Below are 20,744 nucleotides of genomic sequence, written 5' to 3' on the forward strand. Positions count from 1 at the left end.
TAATAGGTAAGACGGTCAACAACGGGAAGGAGAGGGAAAAAGATTGAATGAATAATCCGATTATAAACGGGAGCTTTGAAACCGGTACATTAGCGGGGTGGAGTTCGGCCAATACCCAGATTAACAGTTTGTTTGCACATTCAGGGAGATATTCCGCGCAATTTATTGGAGCTCAGCCATGTGCTTACCTCAGTCAAATCGTTCCCATTTCAGCCAAGTCACTGACTCTATTCGTATCACTCGCAACGCTCGGAAATGAGCCAAGTCCCCAAGTAACTCTCCAGATCATCTATGTCAGCGCAGCAGGTGAACAAATCAGTTCCATTCAAGAAAATATTACACCCGGAAATTTGCCGAACGTGCTCTTTCACACATGGTCTGAAATCTATAAAACAAGCAGTGTGCCTTCTGGCGCGGCCTCTGCCGTCATTGTATTAAGTAAAGTTTCTTCCGGCACGGTTTTAATAGACGATGTTTCATTGGCGCAAACCGGGGGTGAACCTGGCGTAACAGGAATTACAGGTCCCACAGGAGTGACGGGCCCCACAGGAGTGACCGGAGCAAGAGGAGCGACCGGAGTAACTGGTGTAACGGGAGCAACTGGTTCAACCGGGGCAAGAGGAGCGACTGGAGTAACAGGCTCAACGGGTGCATCCGGGAATACTGGCTCAACAGGGGTAACCGGTTCAACTGGAGTGACTGGGTCAACGGGGATAACCGGACCGACTGGCTCAACTGGCTCAACGGGAGCAACCGGATCAACAGGTGCAACTGGAGTGACTGGGGCAACGGGGATAACAGGTTCAACCGGAGAAACTGGCTCGACCGGGGATACCGGAGCTACTGGAGAAACCGGCGCAACCGGAGTAACGGGATCAACCGGGATAACGGGAGCCGCCGGAGTAACGGGAGCCGCCGGAGTAACGGGAGCCACCGGAGTAACAGGCACCACGGGAGTAACGGGAGCAACCGGAGTAACGGGAGCCACCGGGATCACCGGAGCAACCGGAGCTACTGGAGTAACAGGCTTGACCGGAGCAACCGGAGATACTGGATCTACCGGAATAACGGGAGCCACCGGAGTAACAGGAGCCACCGGGATCACCGGAGCCATCGGAGCGACCGGGGCAACTGGAGCGACCGGGGTAACCGGATCAACTGGAGTAACGGGCTTGACCGGAGCAACCGGAGATACTGGATCTACCGGAATAACGGGAGCCACCGGAGTAACAGGAGCAGCCGGGGATACTGGAGCCACCGGAGTAACCGGAGCCACAGGTGTAACTGGGGTAACGGGAACAACCGGAGTAACAGGCGCAACAGGAAGTACTGGTGCAACAGGAGTAACGGGAGCCACCGGAATAACCGGAGCAGGCGCGATCATTCCCTATGCTTCAGGTCTTCCCACTGCCGTGACGACCATTGCCGGCGGATTAATCGGAACGGTGAGCCTTGTCGGGTTCGGCAATTCTGTGACGGGCGTCAATGTCGGAGGGGGAGGTGCAATTGATCTCACCGGGGCTGGAGGAACTCTGCTGAACTTTGCTTTTTCTGCTCCGAGAAGCGGAACCATTACATCAATTGCCGCTTATTTCAGTACAACCGCAGCATTGTCGCTTGTCGGCTCGACTGTTACGATAACCGCACAATTATACAGTTCCACAGTGCCGAACAATACGTTCACGCCGATCCCCGGAGCATCCGTCACTTTAGCTCCTCCCCTCACCGGCATATTGTCAATCGGCAGCATCAGCAACGGAATCACGACAGGGCTGAACATTGCGGTAACTCCTCAAACCCGGCTGTTAATGGTATTCTCCGCCACTGCGACAGGCCTTTCGCTTATTAATACAGTGGCAGGATATGCAAGCGCGGGAGTTACGATTTCCTGATAGATTGCAGACTGACTTCGGTCAGTCTTTTTTGTGTGTTATATAAACTATGTAAAAGTAAATATATACCTATCATACCTTTTTGGTAAGCCGCAAGAGAAAAAGATCACGAAAATTCTCAAAAATGAGAAACAAAGATTTAAAAAGTGGTATGATTTTAGGAGGAAAGGACGGCTGGTGCTGTGTTGGAAGCGAAGCGGTTTTATGTCTCTCTGCAAATGAAAATCGCCGGATTAATCACGGCTTTATTAATACTTGTCATCGGAACGCTCACTGTTATATTTGCCTTTCAGCAATTAAAGGAAGGCCAGAAGCAGGCTGAACAGCTGGCGGTGCAAACGGCAAAAACCATTTCATACATGCCTCCTGTAAAAGAGGCATTCCGGCTTGCGGATCAAGAAGCTTTTACAAAGTTAGACGTCATTGAACAAATGAAAGAACAGGCAGGCGCGCACGCCGTCTACATTACTGATCAAAAAGGGCATGCTGCATTTCATTCGGCCCGCAGCAGCATTCCGAAAGAAAATCAAAATCTGCAAAATAAAACCGTCATGTTCGGCGGGTCTCCGGTTTCCGACGGAATGACGGCGGTCCGGGGAAGCGCCCCGGTTATTCTGGAGGAAAAAAATCATAACGAAGTCGTCGGAACGGTGACAGTCGAGTTTTTACAAGATGAGATAGAAAAAGATATGAAAGCGCATCTGCGGCATTTAGGCTATTTTGCATGCTTGGTGTTTCTTATCGGCATCGGGGGAGCGGCAGCGCTCGCAAAAAGCATCCGTAAAGATACACTCGGCCTTGAACCGCATGAAATTGCAGCGCTGTACAGGGAGCGCAATGCGATGCTCCTTGCGATTAAAGAAGGGATTATCGCCGTAAACAAAGAAGGCGCGGTAACCATGATGAATTTATCTGCGGCTGGTATGCTGAATCTTCCGGAACCGATGATCGGAAGGCATATAAAAGAAATCATGCCGGGCGCAAATCTCATGCCGGTTTTGGCAGGGGGAGAATTACCGCCGAACGTGGAGGTGCGTGCCGGAGATAAAGTATTTATCTTAAACGTGAAAGAAATGAAGCAGACCGGACAAGTATACGGAGCGGTGATCAGCTTCCGCGAAAAAACGGAGCTCAAGAAACTGATTAACAAGCTGACTGAAATGAAAAAATACTCAGAGGATCTTCGGGCGCAAACGCATGAATTCTCGAATAAGCTTTACGCGATCCTCGGTCTGTTAGAGCTGGGAGAATATAATGAAGCCATTGAACTGATAAAAGAAGAGTACGCCATCCAGAATGAACAGCACGAAATCCTCTTTCAAAACATTCATTCACAGCGGGTTCAGGCCATACTATTAGGAAAAATGGGAAAGGCGTCTGAGAAGAAAGTGAAGCTTTCAATAGATGAAAACAGCTTTTTAGAATCGCTGCCGGAGCATGTGGGTTCATCCCAGCTCATTACGATCATCGGAAATCTTATTGATAACGCTTTCGAAGCCGTCGCCGAAAAAGAGAAAAAAGAGGTCGCCTTTTTTATGACCGATATCGGCAGAGATATCGTCATCGAAGTGGCGGATTCAGGAGACGGCGTGCCTCAGGAAAAAACAGAAACGATATTTGAAAAGGGCTACTCTTCAAAGGGGACGAGGAGAGGATACGGCTTAGCCAACCTGAAAGAAGCCGTCAGTGAATTGCAGGGATCGATAGAGATTTCGCAGCAAAAGAGCGGCGGTGCCGTATTTACGGTGTTTATACCGAAAGAAACGCCAAAGGGGGAATCGGTGTGATTAACATCGCGATTGCAGAGGACGACTTTCGAATAGCGCAAATTCACGAAAAATTTATCGAACATCTTGATGGATTCAATGTCATCGGCAAAGCAATCAATGCCAAAGACACCATATCGCTGCTTGAGAAACGGCAGCCTGATCTGCTGCTTTTGGATATTTATATGCCGGATGAGCTGGGAACAGATCTGCTTCCCCTTATCCGCGGCCGTTTTCCTTCCGTTGATATCATCATTATTACGGCTTCTGCCGAAACAAGACTGCTGCAGGAAGCGCTCAAATCAGGCGTTTCCCACTATGTCATAAAGCCGGTGTCGGCACATAAATTTACAGAAGTGCTTTTGCAGTACCGTGAAAAAAGAGAATGGCTGCACTCACAGCCGGAGCTGAGCCAGTCCGTTATCGACATGTTTTTCGGAAGCGGTCAGAAAGAACAAAAACAGCTCAATGATCTGCCGACCGGGATTAATTCGATTACACTTCAAAAAATCAAAAACGCGCTCAGGGCAGCCCAAAAAGGGATGACGGCTGAAGAACTGGGCGAAAAAATGGGCGCCTCCAGAACAACGGCGCGGCGCTACGCCGAGTTTCTCGTTTCTCGGGAAGAAGCGCTCGCTGAATTAGAGTACGGCATTATCGGCAGGCCGGAACGGAAATATTATTTAGCACATGAATAAGGGATGGGAGAAATGAAGCGGTTGGGAGTGCTTCTTGTCATGCTGGCGGCGCTGGTTTCTTTTGACGGACGGCAGATGGCGGGCATCCGTTCAGCTGAAGGGCCGGTTGAAATTGTCGTCCCGGCGGCGCCTCAAGGGGGCTGGGACGTAACGGCAAAAGCGTTGCAATCGGTAATAGAGCGGAAGCAAATATTAGGCCGGCCCGTAAAGATCGTCTATAAACCCGGCGGAGGCGGAGACAGCGGCTGGAAATATGTAAACGAACGAAAAACGGATGTCATCAGTATGAATTCAAGCCTGCTGTTAAGCAATGAAATTTTGGGACAAAGCCGGCTGAAGGCAGCTGATTTTACGCCTTTGGCCATTATCGCAAAAGAGTGGCAGACCGTCGCTCTTCCGAAGGATTCAAAGATAAAAAGCGGAAAGCGGCTGCTCGGCGATATTAAAGCACATCCGGGCGGCATAAAAATCGGATTTGCGCCCGGCCTCGGAAATGATGACCAGCTCTCCTTTGCGAGAGCGGCGGAAATGGCCGGAATTTCTCCGTTTGATATCCGCTTTTTTCAATACGGGAGCAGCAATGAAGTCATTGAAGCTCTTATCAGCCACGAGATAGACGCCGCCTCAATGACCATTTCAGAAGCGAGAGACGCCTATCGGAAAGGGAAAATCACATTGGCGGCCGTTACGTCGGACAAAAGGCTCTCCGGCTTCAGCGATGTGCCGACATGGAAAGAGCAGGGGGTGCCGTTTGTCTTTGCGCACTGGAGAGGCATCATGGGGCCGAAAGACATGACCGAAGGCGAGATCGCCTATTGGGATCAGGCTTTGAAACAGATTACCTCATCCGCGGAGTGGAAGCAAATGCTGAAAAAACGGGATTGGGAGAGCTTTTATAAAAACAGCAGCGGCGCAAAACGCTTTTTAGAAGAGCAGACCGAGTTTTATAAAGAGATGATGAGCAGCGAAAAATAAGCCTTCCGCATATTTGCGGGAGGCTTTTTATTTATAAATGAACAAAATGAACGAAAAGGTTATAAAAAATTAAAAATCTTTAAAATCCAAAATATTTACTTCAATATCCAATTCTCATAAGATAGCAAAAAGGCGGATAAAGGGGATCGGGCCTTTAAAATGTAAGCGTATTCATGATAAGGGGGACATACTGTGTTAGCAATCTTAGGCTTTCTTATGATGCTTGTTTTTATGGTGCTGATTATGACAAAACGGCTTTCAGTGTTAACGGCGCTCGTATTAACGCCGATCGTGTTTGCGCTGTTTGCCGGGTTTTCTTTTAACCGGGTCGGCGAGATGATGATTTCCGGTATTGAACAGGTGGCGCCGATCGCAGTCATGATTATGTTTGCGATTCTTTATTTCGGCATTATGATTGATACCGGTTTATTTGATCCGATGGTGTCGCGTATTTTAAAGCTGGTTAAAGGCGATCCGCTCAAAATTGTAGTCGGAACAGCCGTTTTGACCATGCTTGTCGCACTGGACGGAGACGGCTCGACGACGTATATGATTACGACAAGCGCAATGCTGCCTTTGTATATCATGCTCGGAATCCGTCCGATTATTTTAGCGGGAATCGCCGGTGTCGGCATGGGTATCATGAACACGATACCATGGGGCGGCGCGACGCCGCGTGCGGCGAGTGCGCTCGGCGTTGACCCGGCAGAGCTGACGGGGCCGATGCTGCCTGTCATTGCGAGCGGAATGGTGTGTATGATTGTGGTCGCTTATGTACTCGGAAGGATGGAAAGGAAACGGCTCGGGGTGATCGAATTAAAGCAGCCGTCCCATACAAATGAAACGGCTGCGGCTGCGGAAGATGAATGGAAGCGGCCGAAACTGTGGTGGTTCAATTTAATGTTAACGCTTTCTTTAGTGGGATTTTTAGTGTCAGGAAAAGTGAATTTAACCGTGCTGTTCATCATTGCGTTTTGTATTGCGCTGATTGTCAACTATCCGAAGCTTAACGATCAAAGGGAGCGTATTTCAGCCCATTCGAGCAATGTGCTTGCGATCGGTTCGATGATTTTTGCCGCAGGCGTGTTTACCGGAATTTTAACGGGGACGAAGATGGTTGATGAGATGGCCATTTCCCTCGTATCGCTTATTCCGGAACAGATGGGGGGATTTATTCCGGCGATTGTTGCCTTAACGAGCGGTATCTTTACGTTTCTGATGCCTAATGACGCCTATTTTTACGGCGTGCTGCCCATTTTATCCGAGACCGCCGTGGCGTACGGTGTAGATAAGGTGGAAATCGCCCGCGCTTCGATTATCGGCCAGCCGATTCATATGTTAAGCCCGCTCGTGCCGTCGACGCATTTATTAGTCGGGCTTGCCGGGGTCACCATTGATGAACACCAGAAATTTGCGATGAAATGGGCGGTTCTTGCCGTTATCGTCATGACGGCCTTTGCGCTCATCATCGGCGCAATCACGATTTTTTAACATAAAACACCCGGTTCGTCGCACACTAAAGGCATCAGAGGAGGTGCCATGATGAGTGATCCGTTTATGCCGCTTTTTTCAGTGAGAAGCGGTGCCGGTTTTAAAGCGGCGGACGGCGTTTACGGACTGACCGTGCAGATTGCGAATGTTTATTTTATCGAAAATCCCTCAGCTCCGCGGGAAATCATTCTGGTTGACGCGGGAATGCCGCAATCGGCGGAGATGATAACAGAAGAAATGAAACGCTGGTTCAAAGAGGGGTATCAGCTGAAGGCGGTCATTTTGACACACGGTCATTTTGATCATGTCGGTGCGATTGAAGAGCTGCTTGAGCTTTGGAATGTGCCGGTTTACATTCATGAAAAGGAGCTCCCGTACGTCACGGGGAAAGCGGATTATCCGCCTGCCAGGCCCGATGCGAAAAAAGGGCTTGTCGCAAAGCTGTCACCGCTGTTTCCGCGCCATACGATCCGTATTCCGTCCGTTCAGGCACTGCCTTCAGACGGTACCGTTCCGTTTCTTGAAGAATGGAAATGGGTGCATACGCCCGGCCACACACCCGGCCATATTTCATTATTCCGGGATAAAGACCGCGTTCTGCTTGCCGGTGATGCCGTGATCACTGTTGAACAGGAATCGCTTGCGGACGTTGTCATTCAAAAGCAAGAGCTTCACGGGCCGCCCGCCTATTTTACAGCGGATACGCAGACGGCGGCCGCATCCGTTCAGAAACTGGCCGAACTGGAGCCGGAAGCGCTTTTGACGGGTCACGGAATTCCGATGACGGGAAAAAACTACCGTGAGGATTTGCTTACACTGGCTGAAAAATTGCATTCCGTTTTGTAAAACACCTGCGAAATTCACAGGTGTTTTTTCTTTGCAGTTTCCAGTATGATACAAAAAAACCATTGTGTTCACTCCTAAAAACGATACAATGGGAAACAGATGTAAATTGAAGGAGAGAGTTTTTTGAAACATACGGAAATACTTTGGGATGAGGCGAAGGATTTTATTGATGTCTGCTATCAGGAACTCGGAATGGAATCGCAAATCAACACGCGTCTACACGCGATAAAAGATGAGATAGAGCGGACGGGAAGTTACGTCCATACGGCGGAAGAGCTTGAACACGGGGCGAAAATGGCGTGGCGCAACAGCAACCGCTGTATAGGGCGTCTGTTCTGGCAATCGCTGAACGTCATTGACCGGCGCGGTGTGAACACGAAAGAAGAGGTGCGCGACGCATTATTTGAACATATTGAAATCGCCACGAACGGCGGAAAAATTAAACCGACAATTACGATTTTCCCTCCTGAGAAGAATGGGGAGAAACAAGTGGAGATCTGGAATCACCAGCTCATCCGCTATGCGGGATATGAGACTGAAAAAGGAAGAGTCGGTGATCCGGCATCATATGAGCTGACGGCTGTCTGCGAAAAACTCGGCTGGCGCGGGAAGCGGACCGATTTTGATATTCTGCCGCTGCTTTTCCGGATGAAAGGGGACGGGCAGCCGGTCTGGTATGACCTGCCTCAGACGCTCGTGAAAGAAGTGCCGATCACCCATCCGGATATTGAAGAGTTTGCCGATTTAAATCTCAGATGGTACGGGGTTCCGATTATCGCCGATATGAGGCTTGAAATCGGCGGACTGTCGTACAACGCGGCGCCTTTTAACGGATGGTATATGGGAACCGAAATCGGCGCAAGGAACCTTGCAGACGAAAAACGGTATGATATGCTCAAAAAAGCCGCTGCGGTCATGGGGATTTCCGCCAGCCTGAATACCGACCTGTGGAAAGATCAGGTGCTGGTGGAACTGAATAAGGCAGTGCTCTATTCATACAAAAAACACGGTGTCAGCATTGTCGATCACCATACGGCGGCGAATCAATTTAAACGCTTTGAAGAACAGGAACAAGACGCGGGCAGAAAGCTGACGGGCGACTGGACTTGGCTGATTCCGCCGATCTCGCCGGCTTCCACCCACATTTTCCATAAATCATATGACAATACGATTGTGAAGCCGAATTATTATTATCAGGACAAGCCTTATCAGTAACTGATGGTAAAAGTGCGGTACCCTTTCAGACGGTGTGATTCTTCGATGGTTACGCCTGTGACATTTGAGAAGGGGCTGCCTTTTCTGACTGCTTCGGCAAATTGTTTTAACGACTCTTCAGGACCTTCGGCAAGGATTTCCACCCGGCCGTCATCACGGTTTTTTACCCAGCCGGCTACCTTATGTCTGTCGGCTTCCATCTGGACGAAGTAGCGAAAACCTACGCCCTGAACCCGACCGTCTGCCATCATATGATATTGAAGCATGGAAAAACCACCTTTTTCTTACTATGATAAAGGAAAGATATGAGATTTCGCAAAGGATGTGAACGAGGTGACGCAAGACTATTCTGTCTTATCTATCAATCTCGGAAAGCCCGCAATTCATGAATTTGCCGGCAGACAAATCAATTCCGGCATCATAAAGCGGCCCGCAGATTCTCCCGTCATGCTGTATAAAACCCATTTTGACGGGGACGGGCAAGCCGACTTGAAGCATCACGGAGGCCCCGATAAAGCGGTGTGCGTGTATCCCGCCGAGCATTATTCATATTGGGAAACAACGCTCGCGAGAAAACTTCCCGCCGCTGCGTTCGGAGAGAATGTAACGGTCAAAGGACTGGCCGAACAAGACGTGTGGATCGGAGACGTCTTTCAGCTGGGGGAAGCCGTCGTTCAAGTAAGCCAGCCGCGCCAGCCCTGCGTCAAACTCGCGCTCAAATATGGCATCAAAGATATGGTGCTCCGTGTACAGCAGACGGGATTTACCGGCTTTTATTTCAGGGTGCTTGAAGAAGGATATGTCGATTCGCGTCCCGTCCTCAAGCGTCTGTCGAGAGGAAAAGAAAGCATTTCCGTCTGGTATGCGAATGAAGTGAAATACCGTGATTCAGGCAATCTGTCAGCGATTGAAGAAATACTGCGGGAAGAAGCGCTGTCAGAAAGCTGGAGGGAGTCCTTCCTTAAAAAAAGGGACAGGCTCAGGAATGTATAGAAAAAAAGCCGTGCTGCACTGACAGCACGGCTGATTTACGTTATGCTTGTTTTTTTGTTTCCAGCAGATTGGCAAGGAAGTACTTTTTGAAGCTTTGAAGCTTTCTTCCTTCATAGTGGGTAATTCCTTTTTTCTTTAACTCTTCTACATACCAGCCTTTACTGCCATAATGCATGTCAGAAAACTCCTTTCTCCGTTCTCCCGCTGGGGAGAGTTTCTTCAGTTTTTGCCAAACTTTTGGCATTGTAACATCTATAAAAAGACGCTGAAAAGGGATAACGCAAAAACTGAGACTTTCGATTCAGAGATGTAAAGCTTTCTTACATATATATGTAAAGGGCGGTCTTTTCATGCTTAATGGCCGGTTAATTTTAACAGCACCGTTCCGAGTGTCATGATTCCGAAAACGACGCCGAAATAAATCAGCATCCCCTTCTTTTTCTTCACCCCGTAAACGGTGAGAATGATGCTTTCAATAAAGAAAATAAACCCGAAGATAATAAACCACATGTTGAAAAATGGCTCCTTTCACAGACATAAGTCCAGTGTAGCACAACTCTTATAACGGGGCATAAAAAAGCCGGGCACTGTATCAGTGTCCGGCAAGTTTGACGAGAAGCTGGGCCAAATGCTGTTTTTCATTGTCATCCGCAATGTCCCACAGTTCTTGTAAGAGTTTTTCTTCCGCATTGCGGGGCTCCTCGTGTTTGGCGAGATAGTCCCCGAGGATGGCGGCGCTTTTGATGATTTTGCTGTCATCCAGACCCAGTTTTTTTCCGGCGGAAATTTTCTGATGAAGGTACGCCTTAAATTCCTCGAAATCCTCTAAAATCTGCTGTTTCGTTACGCCGTGCATGGCGTGTATTTCGTTTTCGATTTTGATTTTTTCTTTATCTTTTTTCATGCGTCTCCCTCCTTCGGGTTAGTTGTTGTATACCTGTTTGGAAGGGAGATGAAACATTACAATGCAGTTAAAATAATCGGTTTGTCTTTTGTGATCACGATGGTGTGTTCCACTTGGGCGACAAGGCTTTTATCCGGCGTTTTATACGTCCAGCCGTCTCCCGTTTCAACAATCGTTTCCGCTTTCGTGGAAATAAACGGCTCAAGCGCGATCACGGTTCCGTTTTTAAGAAGCGCGTTATCAAACGGATCGTAGTAATTCATGATGTGGTTCGGCGCTTCATGGAGGTTTCTGCCGATTCCGTGGCCCGTCAGCGTTTTAATGACGGTAAATCCGTTGGAGCGGGCTTCATGGTAGACGGCTCTGCCGATCTGATTTTGGCGTTTGCCGGCTTTTGCCTGATCCAATCCTTTCTGAAATGCGGATGCTGCGCAGTTACAAAGCTTTTGCAGACGTTCATCGCCTTCTCCGAGCACAAATGAAATTCCCGTATCGGAATAAAAACCGCCGAACTCCGCCGAAATATCGATATTTACAAGATCTCCGGCTTTTAAGATTTTAGAGGCGCTCGGAATGCCGTGAGCGACTTCGTCATTTACGCTGATGCATGTCACGCCCGGGAAATCGTATTCCTTCTCCGGAGCGGAAGCGGCTCCGTGCTCGTCAAGCACCGCCTTTCCGATCAGGTCAAGATCTTTCGTGCTCATGCCGGGCTCGGCTTTTTTCTTCATTTCTTCACGCGCCAGCGCGACGATTCTGCCGATTTTTTTCAGGCCTTCTAATTCTTGATCGTTCGTTACAATCATTGTCATTCCCGCTTTCTATTTTTAATCATCTGATTCAAGCTTACCACAACTGGTTTATAAATAGAAAACCAACAAGCCTTATGTGAATAAATGAAGGAAAATTGGTATAGATCACTAGATAACTTATGTGGTATATTTAAGAAAAAAGAAGGGGGATGGGTAAAATGCTTCAATTTTTGCAAAAACTCGGAAAATCATTTATGCTTCCGATTGCCGTTCTGCCCGCCGTTGGTATTATTTTGGCCATCGGCAGAGAGGACTTATTAAATATTCCGTTCATTTACGCGGCGGGGACCGCGGTATTTGATCATCTGCCGCTGATTTTCGCGATCGGAATCGCGATCGGGATTTCCAAAGACAGCAACGGGGCCGCCGCTCTGTCGGGAGCAATTTCTTATATCATGCTGGACGCGGCTGTAAAATCAATCAATTCGACAAATAATATGGCCGTTTTCGGAGGGATTATCGCGGGGTTAATTGCGGGATACACGTATAATCGCTTTAAGGATACGAAGCTGCCCGAATATCTCGGATTTTTCAGCGGGCGCAGGCTCGTTCCGATTGTAACGGCGCTGATTACCATTATTTTGGCGGGGATCTTCGGATTTGTGTGGCCGCCGATTCAGTCGGTGATTACATCCTTCGGGGAATGGATGATCGGGCTTGGCGGGATCGGCGCCGGGATTTACGGGATTTTTAACCGGCTTTTGATTCCATTCGGTCTTCATCATGTGCTGAATAATATTTTTTGGTTCCAGTTTGGCGATTTTCACGGAAAAACGGGAGATCTGGCCCGCTTCTTTGCGAAGGATCCGACGGCGGGAACTTATATGACGGGATTCTTCCCGATTATGATGTTCGGGCTTCCGGCCGCATGTCTGGCAATGATTGCCGCGGCTAAGCCAAGTAAGCGCAAAGCGACGGCCGGAATGATGATCGGTCTCGCGCTGACGGCATTTATTACCGGAATTACAGAGCCGATTGAATTTGCATTTATGTTTTTATCACCGCTTTTGTACGGGGTTCATGCTATATTAACCGGGTTCTCTTTATTTATCGTAAATGTTCTCGGAATCAGGTCAGGTTTTTCATTCTCGGCGGGGGCGATCGATTATCTCCTCAGCTACGGCATTGCCGAAAAACCGCTTTTGCTGCTCGTTGTCGGGCTTTGTTATGCGGTGATCTATTTTGTCGTATTCTATATGCTCATCAAAACGTTAAACTTGAAAACGCCGGGACGGGAAGATGATGAGGAAGAGGAAGAAGAAGAAGTGCTTAGTGAAGATACGGCCGGTTCCGTCGAAGAACATGCCATGCTCAAGGGGCTCGGCGGCAGGCAAAACCTCGAAACGATTGATCACTGTGCGACCCGCCTCAGGCTGACCGTGCAGGATACGTCTCTCATTAATGAGGCGGCGCTTAAAAAAGCGGGAGCAAAAGGGGTTATCAAAACGGGGAATAAAACGGCGCAGGTCATTATCGGGCCGAACGTCGAATTTGTCGCGGAAGAGCTGAGAGAAGCCGTCAGCCGTGACGACCAGAAGCAGACTTGAAAAATCCGGATCACCTATGTGATCCGGATTTTTTTGAACATATAACAAGTTTCACATAATGTACAAAAAACAACGTTTTCTTCTATGTTAAGATTCATGTAGAACAAGTAAGGAGATGATGTAAGGTGACATGGATTGCAGTTGTTTCAATTGTTGTCATAAGCCTGATTAAGATTTTGCTGACATGCCTTCCTACCGGAGCGGTGGAATGGATTCTCCGCAAGTTTGAAACCCATTCAAAGCTCAGTGACGCGTCCGCTGCCGTTTCCCTCGGCGGAAAACGTCTGGAAGGCGAAGACAAACGCCGGGTGATTGATGATTTTAACGAAGCCGTGTTTATCGAACGGCATTATATATACCCAGGGGATGAAGAGCGTTATCTTCATCCGCAAAACGGAGCCGATCCGCTTGTCATTAAGACGAGAAAAGGAAAAAAAGATGTGACGGTGTTTGTATACAGCTACGAAGATCATGTAGATGTCGTCAAACAGCAGAAAAAGAAAGTCGTCGCTTATTCAGTTCTTTCCGACAGCCTGCAAAAGCGCTCTATGGCCGCCGCCGGGAGCTGAACATAAAAAAGCCAGATCATTGATATGATCTGGCTTTTGTTTATTCTTTTTGATCATCTGCTGAGGAATCTTCACGCTTCGTATAATCGAATTGTGAAGGGTCCACTTTCTTAAAGCCTTTCGGCTGATAGAAACGAAGCAGATCGCCGTTGATGATCTTATCAGACATTTCAAGCTCAGTCTTGACGAGAGAGTCTTCTTTTTTGTCGACTTCTGAATCATCTAAAAGTCTTCCGGTTTTCGTATCGTAATACTTGCCGGACACTTTCGTATAGTTCGGTGAGATGAAGTCTCCGTTACGGAACGGAATGACTTCTCTGTGCTCTTTCGATAAGATATCTGAACCTGACATGAGATAATCTTTCGTATCGACGCCGAGCAGATGAAGAACGGTCGGCGCAACATCGACTTCACCGGCAAATTTATGATTGCGGCCGCCTTTCACGCCGGGAGCGTGGATAAAGAGCGGCACCCGCTGAAGCTGGGCATTGTCGTATTCAGTGATCTCATCTTTGCCGAGCACTTTCGCCATCGCTTTATTATGGTTTTCGGAGATGCCGTAGTGGTCTCCGTACATCACGATAATCGACTTATCGTACAGGCCGTCTTTTTTCAGGTCATTAAAGAACTGTTCGATTGATTCATCCAGATAGTTCGCGGACTGGAAGTAGTTATTGACGACTGAATCGTCAAAGTCTCCCGCCGGGAAGTCCGTGTCTTCTTTATCCATTCCGAACGGGAAGTGGTTGGACAGCGTAATGAACTTCGTATAGAACGGCTGCGGCAGGCTCTTTAAGAGCGGCATGGATTCTTTGAAATACGGTTTATCTTTCATGCCGTAGTTTTTCGTGTTTTCTTCGCTCATGTCATAATAAGCGGAATCGAAAAACTTATCGATGCCTTCCGCTTTGTACATTTCGTTACGGTTCCAGAAAGTCTGCGTATTTCCGTGGAAAGCGGCAGATGTGTACTTTTTGCCTTTTAGGATCGCAGGAACGGACTGCAGCGTGTTTTGCGCTTTATTGACGAAAACCGAACCTTGCGAAAGCGGGTACAGAGAGTTCTCCATCATAAATTCCGCATCAGATGTTTTACCTTGTCCCGTTTGGTGGAAAAAGTTATCAAAGTAGAATGTTTGATTATCGTGCGCCAGTTTGTTTAAAAACGGCGTCACTTCCTTGCCGTTAATTTTATAGTCAATGATAAAGGATTGCAGAGACTCTAATGAGACGTAGATGACGTTTTTTCCTTCGGCTTTTCCGAAGTAGACGTTGTTCGGCACGTCATAGTTGGCCTTCATATAGTTTTCCACATCCGTTACATCGCTTGAATCGGCAAGCGCGCGCTGGCTGTTTGATTTCACATTCTGCACGGCATCGTAAATCGTAAAGTTGTACGTGCCCAAGTATTTCACCAGATAGTTTCGGTCAAATGAGCGTGTCAAAAGCTCAGGACGATCGGATTCCGCGACGGCGAGGTTGATCAGGAACACAAGCACGGCGGAAGCCAAAACGATTCTGAATGATTTCTTCGCCGGTTTTTCAGCCGGTTTTTTCATCTTAAGGGCCAAAATAATCAAAATGACGGTATCCAGGAAGTAGAAGGCGTCTGTCCATCTCATTAACGAGAACGCGCTGTCTCCGAGCTGGCCGCCGTTTGTCTTTGCCTGCATCATGACCGGGATGGTAATGAAATCATTAAAGAATCTATAATAGACGATGTTTGCAAAAAGCAAAAAAGACAATAAAAAATGAATCACAATAATGGCTGTCTGCTGTAATTTTTTCTTGAAAAGAAGCCCAAATCCAAGAAAGAACAAGCTGGAGCTCAGCGGATTCACAAAAAGCAATATTTTCTGGATCGTGTTGTCTATGCCGAGGTTAAAGTTTAAAATATAAGCGACATATGTTTTCACCCACAATAACACGACCGCTATCAAGAAGAAGGCAAGTCCTCTTTCTTTTATAAATGTTTTCATTGTTACACTCCTTTTTTCCGATCACGGTTTACACGGAACGATAGAAAAAACGAACGTAATCAATATACCATGAAACCAGCAAATAGAAAAGGTGGAAAAGGCTCATCGGAAAAAGGGCGAAAAACGCTGTCGCAACGGGGGTTGATCTGTTGAATGACAGCTTTAAAAAACGCAAATGGAACAAACTGGGATTTGTGTTTCCGTATGATCACACCCGGTTCTATTGAAAAAAGAGGTGAACAGTGATGGATATTGCCCATATCGTGGCTGAAGATAAAATCAAGCGCGCCATTAAGGATGGAGAGTTCGCCGGCATCAAAGGAATGGGAAAGCCCCTGCCCAAAGACGATGCCGCACATCTTCCGGAATCGCTCAGAATGGGCTACCGCATATTAAAAAACGCCGGGATCGCCGAGGATGAGGGCGCGCTGAAGAAAGAGCTGATGACGCTCGATTATTTGATCTCCAAGTGCCGCAATGAACAGGAGCGGGATCACCTGCGGAACAAACGGACGGAAAAACAAGTCAGACTCGATAAACTGACGGAGGAGAAAGCCATGTTCTCAAAACCCGCATCTTCTCATTATAAGGAGAAAGTGTACAGACGGCTGGGCCGCCCGTAAGCCGGCTCTTTAGATTTTTTTCTGAAAAGGAATGTGCTCCATAAGGCGCGGGTAGGAAATGTGGAGCAGGCCGTTTACGCACTGCGCCTGTAACAGGCGGGGCTCAGCCGGTTCAGGAAGCTCAATCGTCTCATCGATTTCCCCGTAATACCGGTTTTGGCAGACGCCCATGTTCTTTGGAAAAAGGGGTGTGATGTTTCCTCTTATATGCAGCCGTGTTCTTGACAGCAGCCTCAATGTCAATTCTTCTTCGTAAACGCCGGGCATTTCCACAATGACAAATGTGTGCTGTTCATCCTGATAAATATCATAAGTCAGGGTGTTTTTTTGTAAGGAGAAAAAATCTTCGGGAGATTTCCGTTTCAGGACATTGGTCCAAAAGTCGCTGGGCTTGTGCTCGTTCGTAATCTCAAGCCACTTTCTCATTTTTTCGATATCCACTTCGGCAGAACCTCCCTATATTTGATTTGCGATCGGCATTGACGGGTTGGCGATCTGATCCTGATCGCTCACGTCAGGGTCAAGATGGCCCGAATTCAAACATCCGGCGGCCGGCGAAAAATCCCCTAAAGAAAAGTTCGCTCCGACAAATTTGCTGTTGGCGGTGTGGCTGTTTTGTACGGTCTGACCGATATCGACGTTTCCGTTTTGCGTTGCTCCGTTTACTTTTATATTGACGACGTTAATTTGGTAAGGCATTCATAAAAACCCCTTTAATCTATAATGGGCGGCACCGGCGTAATATTTGCGGTATCTGCGGTTCCGATGGCTGTCTGGTCGTTGACATCAGGATCATTTAACAAGTTCTCCATCATCGATTCTATAGGTGACGTATCGCCGAATGAAGAGTTCAGTCCTTGTGATTTGTTATTTGTGGTGGGACTGTTGTATGCCGCTTCCCCAATCGTAATAGATCCGTTGCCAGAAATACTGTTAATCTTCAAATAGTACAGGTTGATAACAGTGGATGGCATCTCTTCACACCTCTTTAACTTAGTTGTACAGTACTGTATGCTTTTTGTGCTCCTGTTGTGAATTCCGCCCGGACATGTTCCCGATAAAACAAGAAGTCAAGGCCCGGTTCCGGCGGGGCTTTTTTTGTTTCAGGGTCTTTCGCAGTATATTTGTGATGAAAGCGCTATAAAAATAGATTGACGACATGTATATACATCATTACAATAGAGTCATAAACATGTATATACAAGTTTGCAAGACAAAATGAAAACGGTTACGGAGGGGTTGGCATGGGTGAGTTTAACCGGGCTGCGCGGCAGATCGCTGAAGCTGTCGGCGGAATCGAAAATATTGAGGCGGCGACTCATTGTGTGACGCGTTTGCGGTTTGCATTAATAGATGAAACCAAAGTAAACCAAAAAATGCTGGATGCAATAGACATTGTCAAAGGATCTTTTGCGGTAAACGGGCAGTTTCAAGTCGTGATCGGGCAGGGGACGGTCAACAAAGTATATGCGGAATTAGTGAAGGAAACGGGGATGGGTGAAGCGTCCAAGGATGACGTGAAGAAGGCGGCGGCGCAAAAAATGAATCCTTTACAGCGTGCTGTGAAAACGCTTGCGGACATCTTTATTCCGATCTTGCCGGCGATCGTCACGGCCGGGCTGTTAATGGGTCTGAACAACATCTTAACGGCGGAAGGCATTTTCTACAGCGAAAAATCGATTGTCCAAGTGTATCCGCAATGGGCGGATCTCGCCAATATGATTAATCTGATCGCGGGGACGGCCTTCGCTTTTCTGCCGGCTTTAATCGGCTGGTCGGCAGTGAAGCGGTTCGGAGGAAGCCCGCTTTTGGGCATCGTGCTCGGGCTGATGCTGGTGCATCCTGATCTGTTAAACGCATGGGGCTACGGGGCCGCCGAGCAGAGCGGCGATATTCCGGTGTGGAACCTGTTCAGCCTTGAGGTGCAGAAAGTCGGGTATCAAGGTCAGGTGCTCCCGATTCTGCTGGCATCTTATTTACTTGCCAGGCTTGAGCTCTTTTTGACGAAACGGACGCCGGAGGGCATTCAGCTGTTAGTCGTCGCGCCGGTGACGCTTTTGGTCATCGGTTTTCTATCCTTTGTCATCATCGGTCCGATTACGTTTGCGATCGGTAACGCGCTGACGGCGGGATTGATTGCCGTTTTCGGACAATTCTCCGCCATCGGAGGCCTGCTGTACGGAGGGCTGTATTCGGCGCTTGTGATCACGGGGATGCACCATACGTTTCTCGCGGTCGATCTTCAATTAATCGGATCAAAGCTCGGCGGCACATTTTTATGGCCGATGCTCGCATTGTCAAATATCGCTCAAGGATCGGCGGCTTTGGCAATGATGCTGATTACAAAAGATAAAAAACAGCGGGGGCTTTCACTGACGGCCGGCATTTCCGCATATTTGGGCATTACCGAACCGGCGATTTTCGGCGTGAATCTGCGTTACAAATTTCCGTTTGTGATCGCCATGATCAGCTCGGGAATCGCGGGGATGTTCATCTCCGTCAAAGGCGTTCTCGCAAGCTCGGTCGGAGTCGGCGGCGTGCCGGGGATCTTCTCCATTATGAGCCGGTACTGGGGTCCGTTTGCGATCGGAATGCTGATCGTGCTGATTCTCCCGTTTGCGGGAACATACGGGTATGCGCGGCTGAAACGGCAAAAATAGAAAACCTGCGGGGCGCCTTCTATCAGGCTGTCCCTTTTCCCTTTCAATTCAAAACATTACAGGCGGTGAAGAAAAATGAAAACAGACAGCACACCATGGTGGAAAAAGGCTGCGGTATATCAAATTTATCCGAAGAGCTTTTATGATACGACGGGAAACGGGATCGGTGATCTGAACGGTATTATCGAGAAGCTTGATTATTTGCAGAAGCTTTTGATTGATGTCATTTGGCTTACGCCGATTTACGATTCGCCGCAGAATGACAACGGTTATGACATTCGCGATTACTGCACCATTTATGAAGAATACGGAACGATGGAGGATTTTGAACGCCTTCTCGATGAAGCGCACAAAAGAGGAATCAAGGTCGTTATGGATCTTGTCGTCAACCATACATCAGTCGAGCATCAATGGTTCAAAGAAGCGGTCTCGTCACCCGACAGTCCGTATCGGGATTTTTACATTTGGAAAGACGGAAAGGAAGACGGCCGGGCGCCGAACAACTGGGAATCAAAATTCGGCGGTTCCGCTTGGGAGCTCGACCCGGCGTCAGGCCAGCACTATCTGCATTTATTTGATGTGTCGCAGGCCGATTTGAACTGGGAAAATGAAGAGATGAGAAAACAGGTTTACGACATGATGCATTTTTGGTTCCGAAAAGGGATCGACGGCTTCCGGCTGGATGTGATCAACCTCATTTCTAAAGACCAATCGTTTCCTGATGCCGAGGATGGGCGTGACGGGCGCCCTTATTATACGGACGGGCCGCGCGTGCACGAATTTCTCCATGAGATGAACCGGGAAGTGTTTTCGAAATATGACAGCATGACGGTCGGGGAAATGTCCTCTACAACGGCGGACCACTGCATCCGGTACACAAACCCTGAGAATAAAGAACTCGATATGACTTTTAACTTTCACCATTTAAAAGTGGATTATCCGAATGGTGAAAAATGGGCGCTCGCTCCGTTTGATTTTCTGAAGCTGAAACGGATTTTAGCGTTTTGGCAGACGGAGATGCAAAAAGGCGGAGGCTGGAATGCATTATTCTGGTGCAACCATGACCAGCCGCGGGCCGTATCCAGATACGGAGACGACGGCGTATACCGCACAAAATCAGCCAAAATGCTGGCGTCGGCCATTCATATGATGCAGGGCACGCCTTACATTTATCAAGGTGAGGAGATCGGCATGGGCAATCCGAAATTCGATGACATCGGCTCATACCGCGATGTCGAATCATTGAACATTTACAAAAAGATGAAGGAAGAAGGCGTGCCCGAAAATGACATTATCGCCATTTTAAAAGAGAAATCAAGAGACAATGCAAGAACCCCCATTCAGTGGAACAGCGGGCCGCACGGCGGTTTCACGACGGGAACGCCTTGGATTCCGGCGGCGGATGATTATCGGGACATTAACGCGGAAGCGGCTTTGCGGGACCCGGATTCAATTTTCTACCATTATCAGAAGCTCATCAAGCTCAGAAAGGAATATGACATCGTGACTGAAGGAACGTTTGAGCTGCTTGCTGAAGACGATCCGGCGGTTCTGGCGTACGTCAGACACGGCAAGGATGAAAAACTGCTGTGCATCAACAACTTCTACGGGAAAGAAGCGGACTTTACGGTTCCGCTTAAAGACACGGACGGCTGGCGGTTTACGGTGCTGCTGACGAATGATGAACCGAGGGAAGGGCGGCCGGAACGATTGACGCTCCGTCCGTATGAATCGATCGTTTATCATCTGACAAAAGCGTGATACACTAATCTGGG

The 20,744-nt window shown here is 48.2% G+C and carries 22 protein-coding genes; 13 read left to right on the forward strand and 9 right to left on the reverse strand.

From position 1 onward, the window contains the following. Nucleotides 1–47: 47 nt before the first annotated feature. From NYE50_RS04025 to nosA, 7 genes are all read left to right on the forward strand, one after another. Nucleotides 48–1,892, forward strand: coding sequence for an NTTRR-F1 domain (locus tag NYE50_RS04025; protein ID WP_159353888.1), 1,845 nt, complete (start codon nt 48–50; stop codon nt 1,890–1,892). Between the two features lie 182 nt (nt 1,893–2,074). Further along, the gene (locus tag NYE50_RS04030) at nt 2,075–3,679 is read left to right on the forward strand and encodes a sensor histidine kinase (RefSeq protein WP_159353889.1); all 1,605 of its coding nucleotides are present in this window, start codon (nt 2,075–2,077) and stop codon (nt 3,677–3,679) included. Then, entirely contained in the window at nt 3,676–4,356 is a 681-nt protein-coding gene (locus NYE50_RS04035; protein ID WP_159353890.1) for a response regulator, read from the forward strand. Before NYE50_RS04030 ends, NYE50_RS04035 begins: the two co-directional genes overlap by 4 nt. Nucleotides 4,357–4,368: 12 nt before the next feature. Continuing rightward, a complete protein-coding gene (locus tag NYE50_RS04040; protein ID WP_012117061.1) occupies nt 4,369–5,331 on the forward strand; it encodes a tripartite tricarboxylate transporter substrate binding protein in 963 nt (320 codons plus the stop codon). A gap of 192 nt (nt 5,332–5,523) precedes the next feature. Beyond that, on the forward strand, nt 5,524–6,822 hold the full coding sequence (locus NYE50_RS04045; RefSeq protein WP_014417175.1) for a citrate:proton symporter: 1,299 nt from the start codon (nt 5,524–5,526) through the stop codon (nt 6,820–6,822). Between the two features lie 51 nt (nt 6,823–6,873). Continuing rightward, a complete protein-coding gene (locus NYE50_RS04050; RefSeq protein WP_159353891.1) occupies nt 6,874–7,668 on the forward strand; it encodes an MBL fold metallo-hydrolase in 795 nt (264 codons plus the stop codon). A gap of 123 nt (nt 7,669–7,791) precedes the next feature. Then, nucleotides 7,792–8,883: a nitric oxide synthase gene (gene nosA, locus NYE50_RS04055; protein WP_061890486.1), complete on the forward strand. Its 1,092-nt coding sequence runs from the start codon at nt 7,792–7,794 to the stop codon at nt 8,881–8,883. Here the strand turns inward: nosA and NYE50_RS04060 are convergent. Next, the gene (locus NYE50_RS04060; protein ID WP_159353892.1) at nt 8,877–9,149 is read right to left on the reverse strand and encodes an acylphosphatase; all 273 of its coding nucleotides are present in this window, start codon (nt 9,147–9,149) and stop codon (nt 8,877–8,879) included. The two genes, nosA and NYE50_RS04060, sit on opposite strands and share 7 nt — an antisense overlap. A gap of 67 nt (nt 9,150–9,216) precedes the next feature. Here NYE50_RS04060 and NYE50_RS04065 point away from each other — a divergent pair, with 67 nt between their 5' ends. Further along, entirely contained in the window at nt 9,217–9,876 is a 660-nt protein-coding gene (locus tag NYE50_RS04065) for an MOSC domain-containing protein (RefSeq protein ID WP_224988637.1), read from the forward strand. Nucleotides 9,877–9,916: 40 nt separating this feature from the next. Here the strand turns inward: NYE50_RS04065 and NYE50_RS04070 are convergent, their stop codons facing one another. The 4 genes from NYE50_RS04070 to map form a co-directional block, all read right to left on the reverse strand. Further along, on the reverse strand, nt 9,917–10,051 hold the full coding sequence (locus tag NYE50_RS04070; protein ID WP_003155609.1) for a YflJ family protein: 135 nt from the start codon (nt 10,049–10,051) through the stop codon (nt 9,917–9,919). A gap of 179 nt (nt 10,052–10,230) precedes the next feature. Beyond that, on the reverse strand, nt 10,231–10,386 hold the full coding sequence (locus NYE50_RS04075; RefSeq protein ID WP_003155608.1) for a hypothetical protein: 156 nt from the start codon (nt 10,384–10,386) through the stop codon (nt 10,231–10,233). An 82-nt stretch (nt 10,387–10,468) separates the two neighbouring features. Then, entirely contained in the window at nt 10,469–10,780 is a 312-nt protein-coding gene (locus tag NYE50_RS04080) for a DUF3243 domain-containing protein (RefSeq protein WP_003155607.1), read from the reverse strand. 56 nt (nt 10,781–10,836) lie between these two features. Next, nucleotides 10,837–11,586, reverse strand: a complete 750-nt coding sequence (map, locus tag NYE50_RS04085) for a type I methionyl aminopeptidase (protein ID WP_014417181.1) — start codon at nt 11,584–11,586, stop codon at nt 10,837–10,839. Nucleotides 11,587–11,750: 164 nt separating this feature from the next. Here map and nagE point away from each other — a divergent pair, with 164 nt between their 5' ends. Beyond that, complete coding sequence (gene nagE, locus NYE50_RS04090; protein WP_224988634.1) at nt 11,751–13,139, forward strand: N-acetylglucosamine-specific PTS transporter subunit IIBC; 1,389 nt, start codon at nt 11,751–11,753, stop codon at nt 13,137–13,139. Between the two features lie 125 nt (nt 13,140–13,264). After that, nucleotides 13,265–13,708, forward strand: coding sequence for a YfmQ family protein (locus tag NYE50_RS04095; RefSeq protein ID WP_061861961.1), 444 nt, complete (start codon nt 13,265–13,267; stop codon nt 13,706–13,708). Nucleotides 13,709–13,748: 40 nt separating this feature from the next. Here the strand turns inward: NYE50_RS04095 and NYE50_RS04100 are convergent, their stop codons facing one another. Next, the gene (locus NYE50_RS04100) at nt 13,749–15,686 is read right to left on the reverse strand and encodes an LTA synthase family protein (RefSeq protein WP_224988632.1); all 1,938 of its coding nucleotides are present in this window, start codon (nt 15,684–15,686) and stop codon (nt 13,749–13,751) included. 245 nt (nt 15,687–15,931) lie between these two features. Here NYE50_RS04100 and NYE50_RS04105 point away from each other — a divergent pair, with 245 nt between their 5' ends. Then, complete coding sequence (locus NYE50_RS04105) at nt 15,932–16,309, forward strand: DnaJ family domain-containing protein (protein ID WP_014417184.1); 378 nt, start codon at nt 15,932–15,934, stop codon at nt 16,307–16,309. Nucleotides 16,310–16,318: 9 nt separating this feature from the next. Here the strand turns inward: NYE50_RS04105 and NYE50_RS04110 are convergent, their stop codons facing one another. The 3 genes from NYE50_RS04110 to NYE50_RS04120 are packed head-to-tail and all read right to left on the reverse strand — an operon-like array spanning nt 16,319 to nt 17,283. Continuing rightward, on the reverse strand, nt 16,319–16,750 hold the full coding sequence (locus NYE50_RS04110; RefSeq protein WP_017419105.1) for an Hsp20/alpha crystallin family protein: 432 nt from the start codon (nt 16,748–16,750) through the stop codon (nt 16,319–16,321). 15 nt (nt 16,751–16,765) lie between these two features. After that, a complete protein-coding gene (locus NYE50_RS04115; RefSeq protein ID WP_003155595.1) occupies nt 16,766–17,008 on the reverse strand; it encodes a spore germination protein in 243 nt (80 codons plus the stop codon). A gap of 14 nt (nt 17,009–17,022) precedes the next feature. Next, nucleotides 17,023–17,283, reverse strand: a complete 261-nt coding sequence (locus NYE50_RS04120) for a spore germination protein (protein ID WP_007408496.1) — start codon at nt 17,281–17,283, stop codon at nt 17,023–17,025. Nucleotides 17,284–17,553: 270 nt separating this feature from the next. Here NYE50_RS04120 and treP point away from each other — a divergent pair, with 270 nt between their 5' ends. Continuing rightward, a complete protein-coding gene (treP, locus tag NYE50_RS04125; protein WP_224988630.1) occupies nt 17,554–18,969 on the forward strand; it encodes a PTS system trehalose-specific EIIBC component in 1,416 nt (471 codons plus the stop codon). A gap of 75 nt (nt 18,970–19,044) precedes the next feature. Beyond that, nucleotides 19,045–20,730 carry an alpha,alpha-phosphotrehalase gene (treC, locus tag NYE50_RS04130; protein ID WP_224988629.1) on the forward strand — a complete coding sequence of 562 codons (1,686 nt, stop codon included), beginning with the start codon at nt 19,045–19,047 and terminating at the stop codon, nt 20,728–20,730. Nucleotides 20,731–20,744: the final 14 nt, after the last annotated feature.

The organism is Bacillus sp. EU55 (genome assembly GCF_038005925.1).
GTDB lineage: Bacteria > Bacillota > Bacilli > Bacillales > Bacillaceae > Bacillus > Bacillus velezensis.

Excerpts from the sequence above, each read along its gene's own strand:
- NYE50_RS04025 (WP_159353888.1), top strand. The coding sequence starts at position 48 with ATGAATAATCCGATTATAAACGGGAGCTTTGAAACCGGTACATTAGCG.
- NYE50_RS04040 (WP_012117061.1), top strand. The coding sequence starts at position 4,369 with ATGAAGCGGTTGGGAGTGCTTCTTGTCATGCTGGCGGCGCTGGTTTCT.
- NYE50_RS04050 (WP_159353891.1), top strand. The coding sequence starts at position 6,874 with ATGAGTGATCCGTTTATGCCGCTTTTTTCAGTGAGAAGCGGTGCCGGT.
- NYE50_RS04060 (WP_159353892.1), bottom strand. The coding sequence starts at position 9,149 with ATGCTTCAATATCATATGATGGCAGACGGTCGGGTTCAGGGCGTAGGT.
- NYE50_RS04070 (WP_003155609.1), bottom strand. The coding sequence starts at position 10,051 with ATGCATTATGGCAGTAAAGGCTGGTATGTAGAAGAGTTAAAGAAAAAA.
- NYE50_RS04075 (WP_003155608.1), bottom strand. The coding sequence starts at position 10,386 with ATGTGGTTTATTATCTTCGGGTTTATTTTCTTTATTGAAAGCATCATT.
- NYE50_RS04080 (WP_003155607.1), bottom strand. The coding sequence starts at position 10,780 with ATGAAAAAAGATAAAGAAAAAATCAAAATCGAAAACGAAATACACGCC.
- map (WP_014417181.1), bottom strand. The coding sequence starts at position 11,586 with ATGATTGTAACGAACGATCAAGAATTAGAAGGCCTGAAAAAAATCGGC.
- nagE (WP_224988634.1), top strand. The coding sequence starts at position 11,751 with ATGCTTCAATTTTTGCAAAAACTCGGAAAATCATTTATGCTTCCGATT.
- NYE50_RS04100 (WP_224988632.1), bottom strand. The coding sequence starts at position 15,686 with ATGAAAACATTTATAAAAGAAAGAGGACTTGCCTTCTTCTTGATAGCG.
- NYE50_RS04105 (WP_014417184.1), top strand. The coding sequence starts at position 15,932 with ATGGATATTGCCCATATCGTGGCTGAAGATAAAATCAAGCGCGCCATT.
- NYE50_RS04115 (WP_003155595.1), bottom strand. The coding sequence starts at position 17,008 with ATGCCTTACCAAATTAACGTCGTCAATATAAAAGTAAACGGAGCAACG.
- NYE50_RS04120 (WP_007408496.1), bottom strand. The coding sequence starts at position 17,283 with ATGCCATCCACTGTTATCAACCTGTACTATTTGAAGATTAACAGTATT.
- treP (WP_224988630.1), top strand. The coding sequence starts at position 17,554 with ATGGGTGAGTTTAACCGGGCTGCGCGGCAGATCGCTGAAGCTGTCGGC.
- treC (WP_224988629.1), top strand. The coding sequence starts at position 19,045 with ATGAAAACAGACAGCACACCATGGTGGAAAAAGGCTGCGGTATATCAA.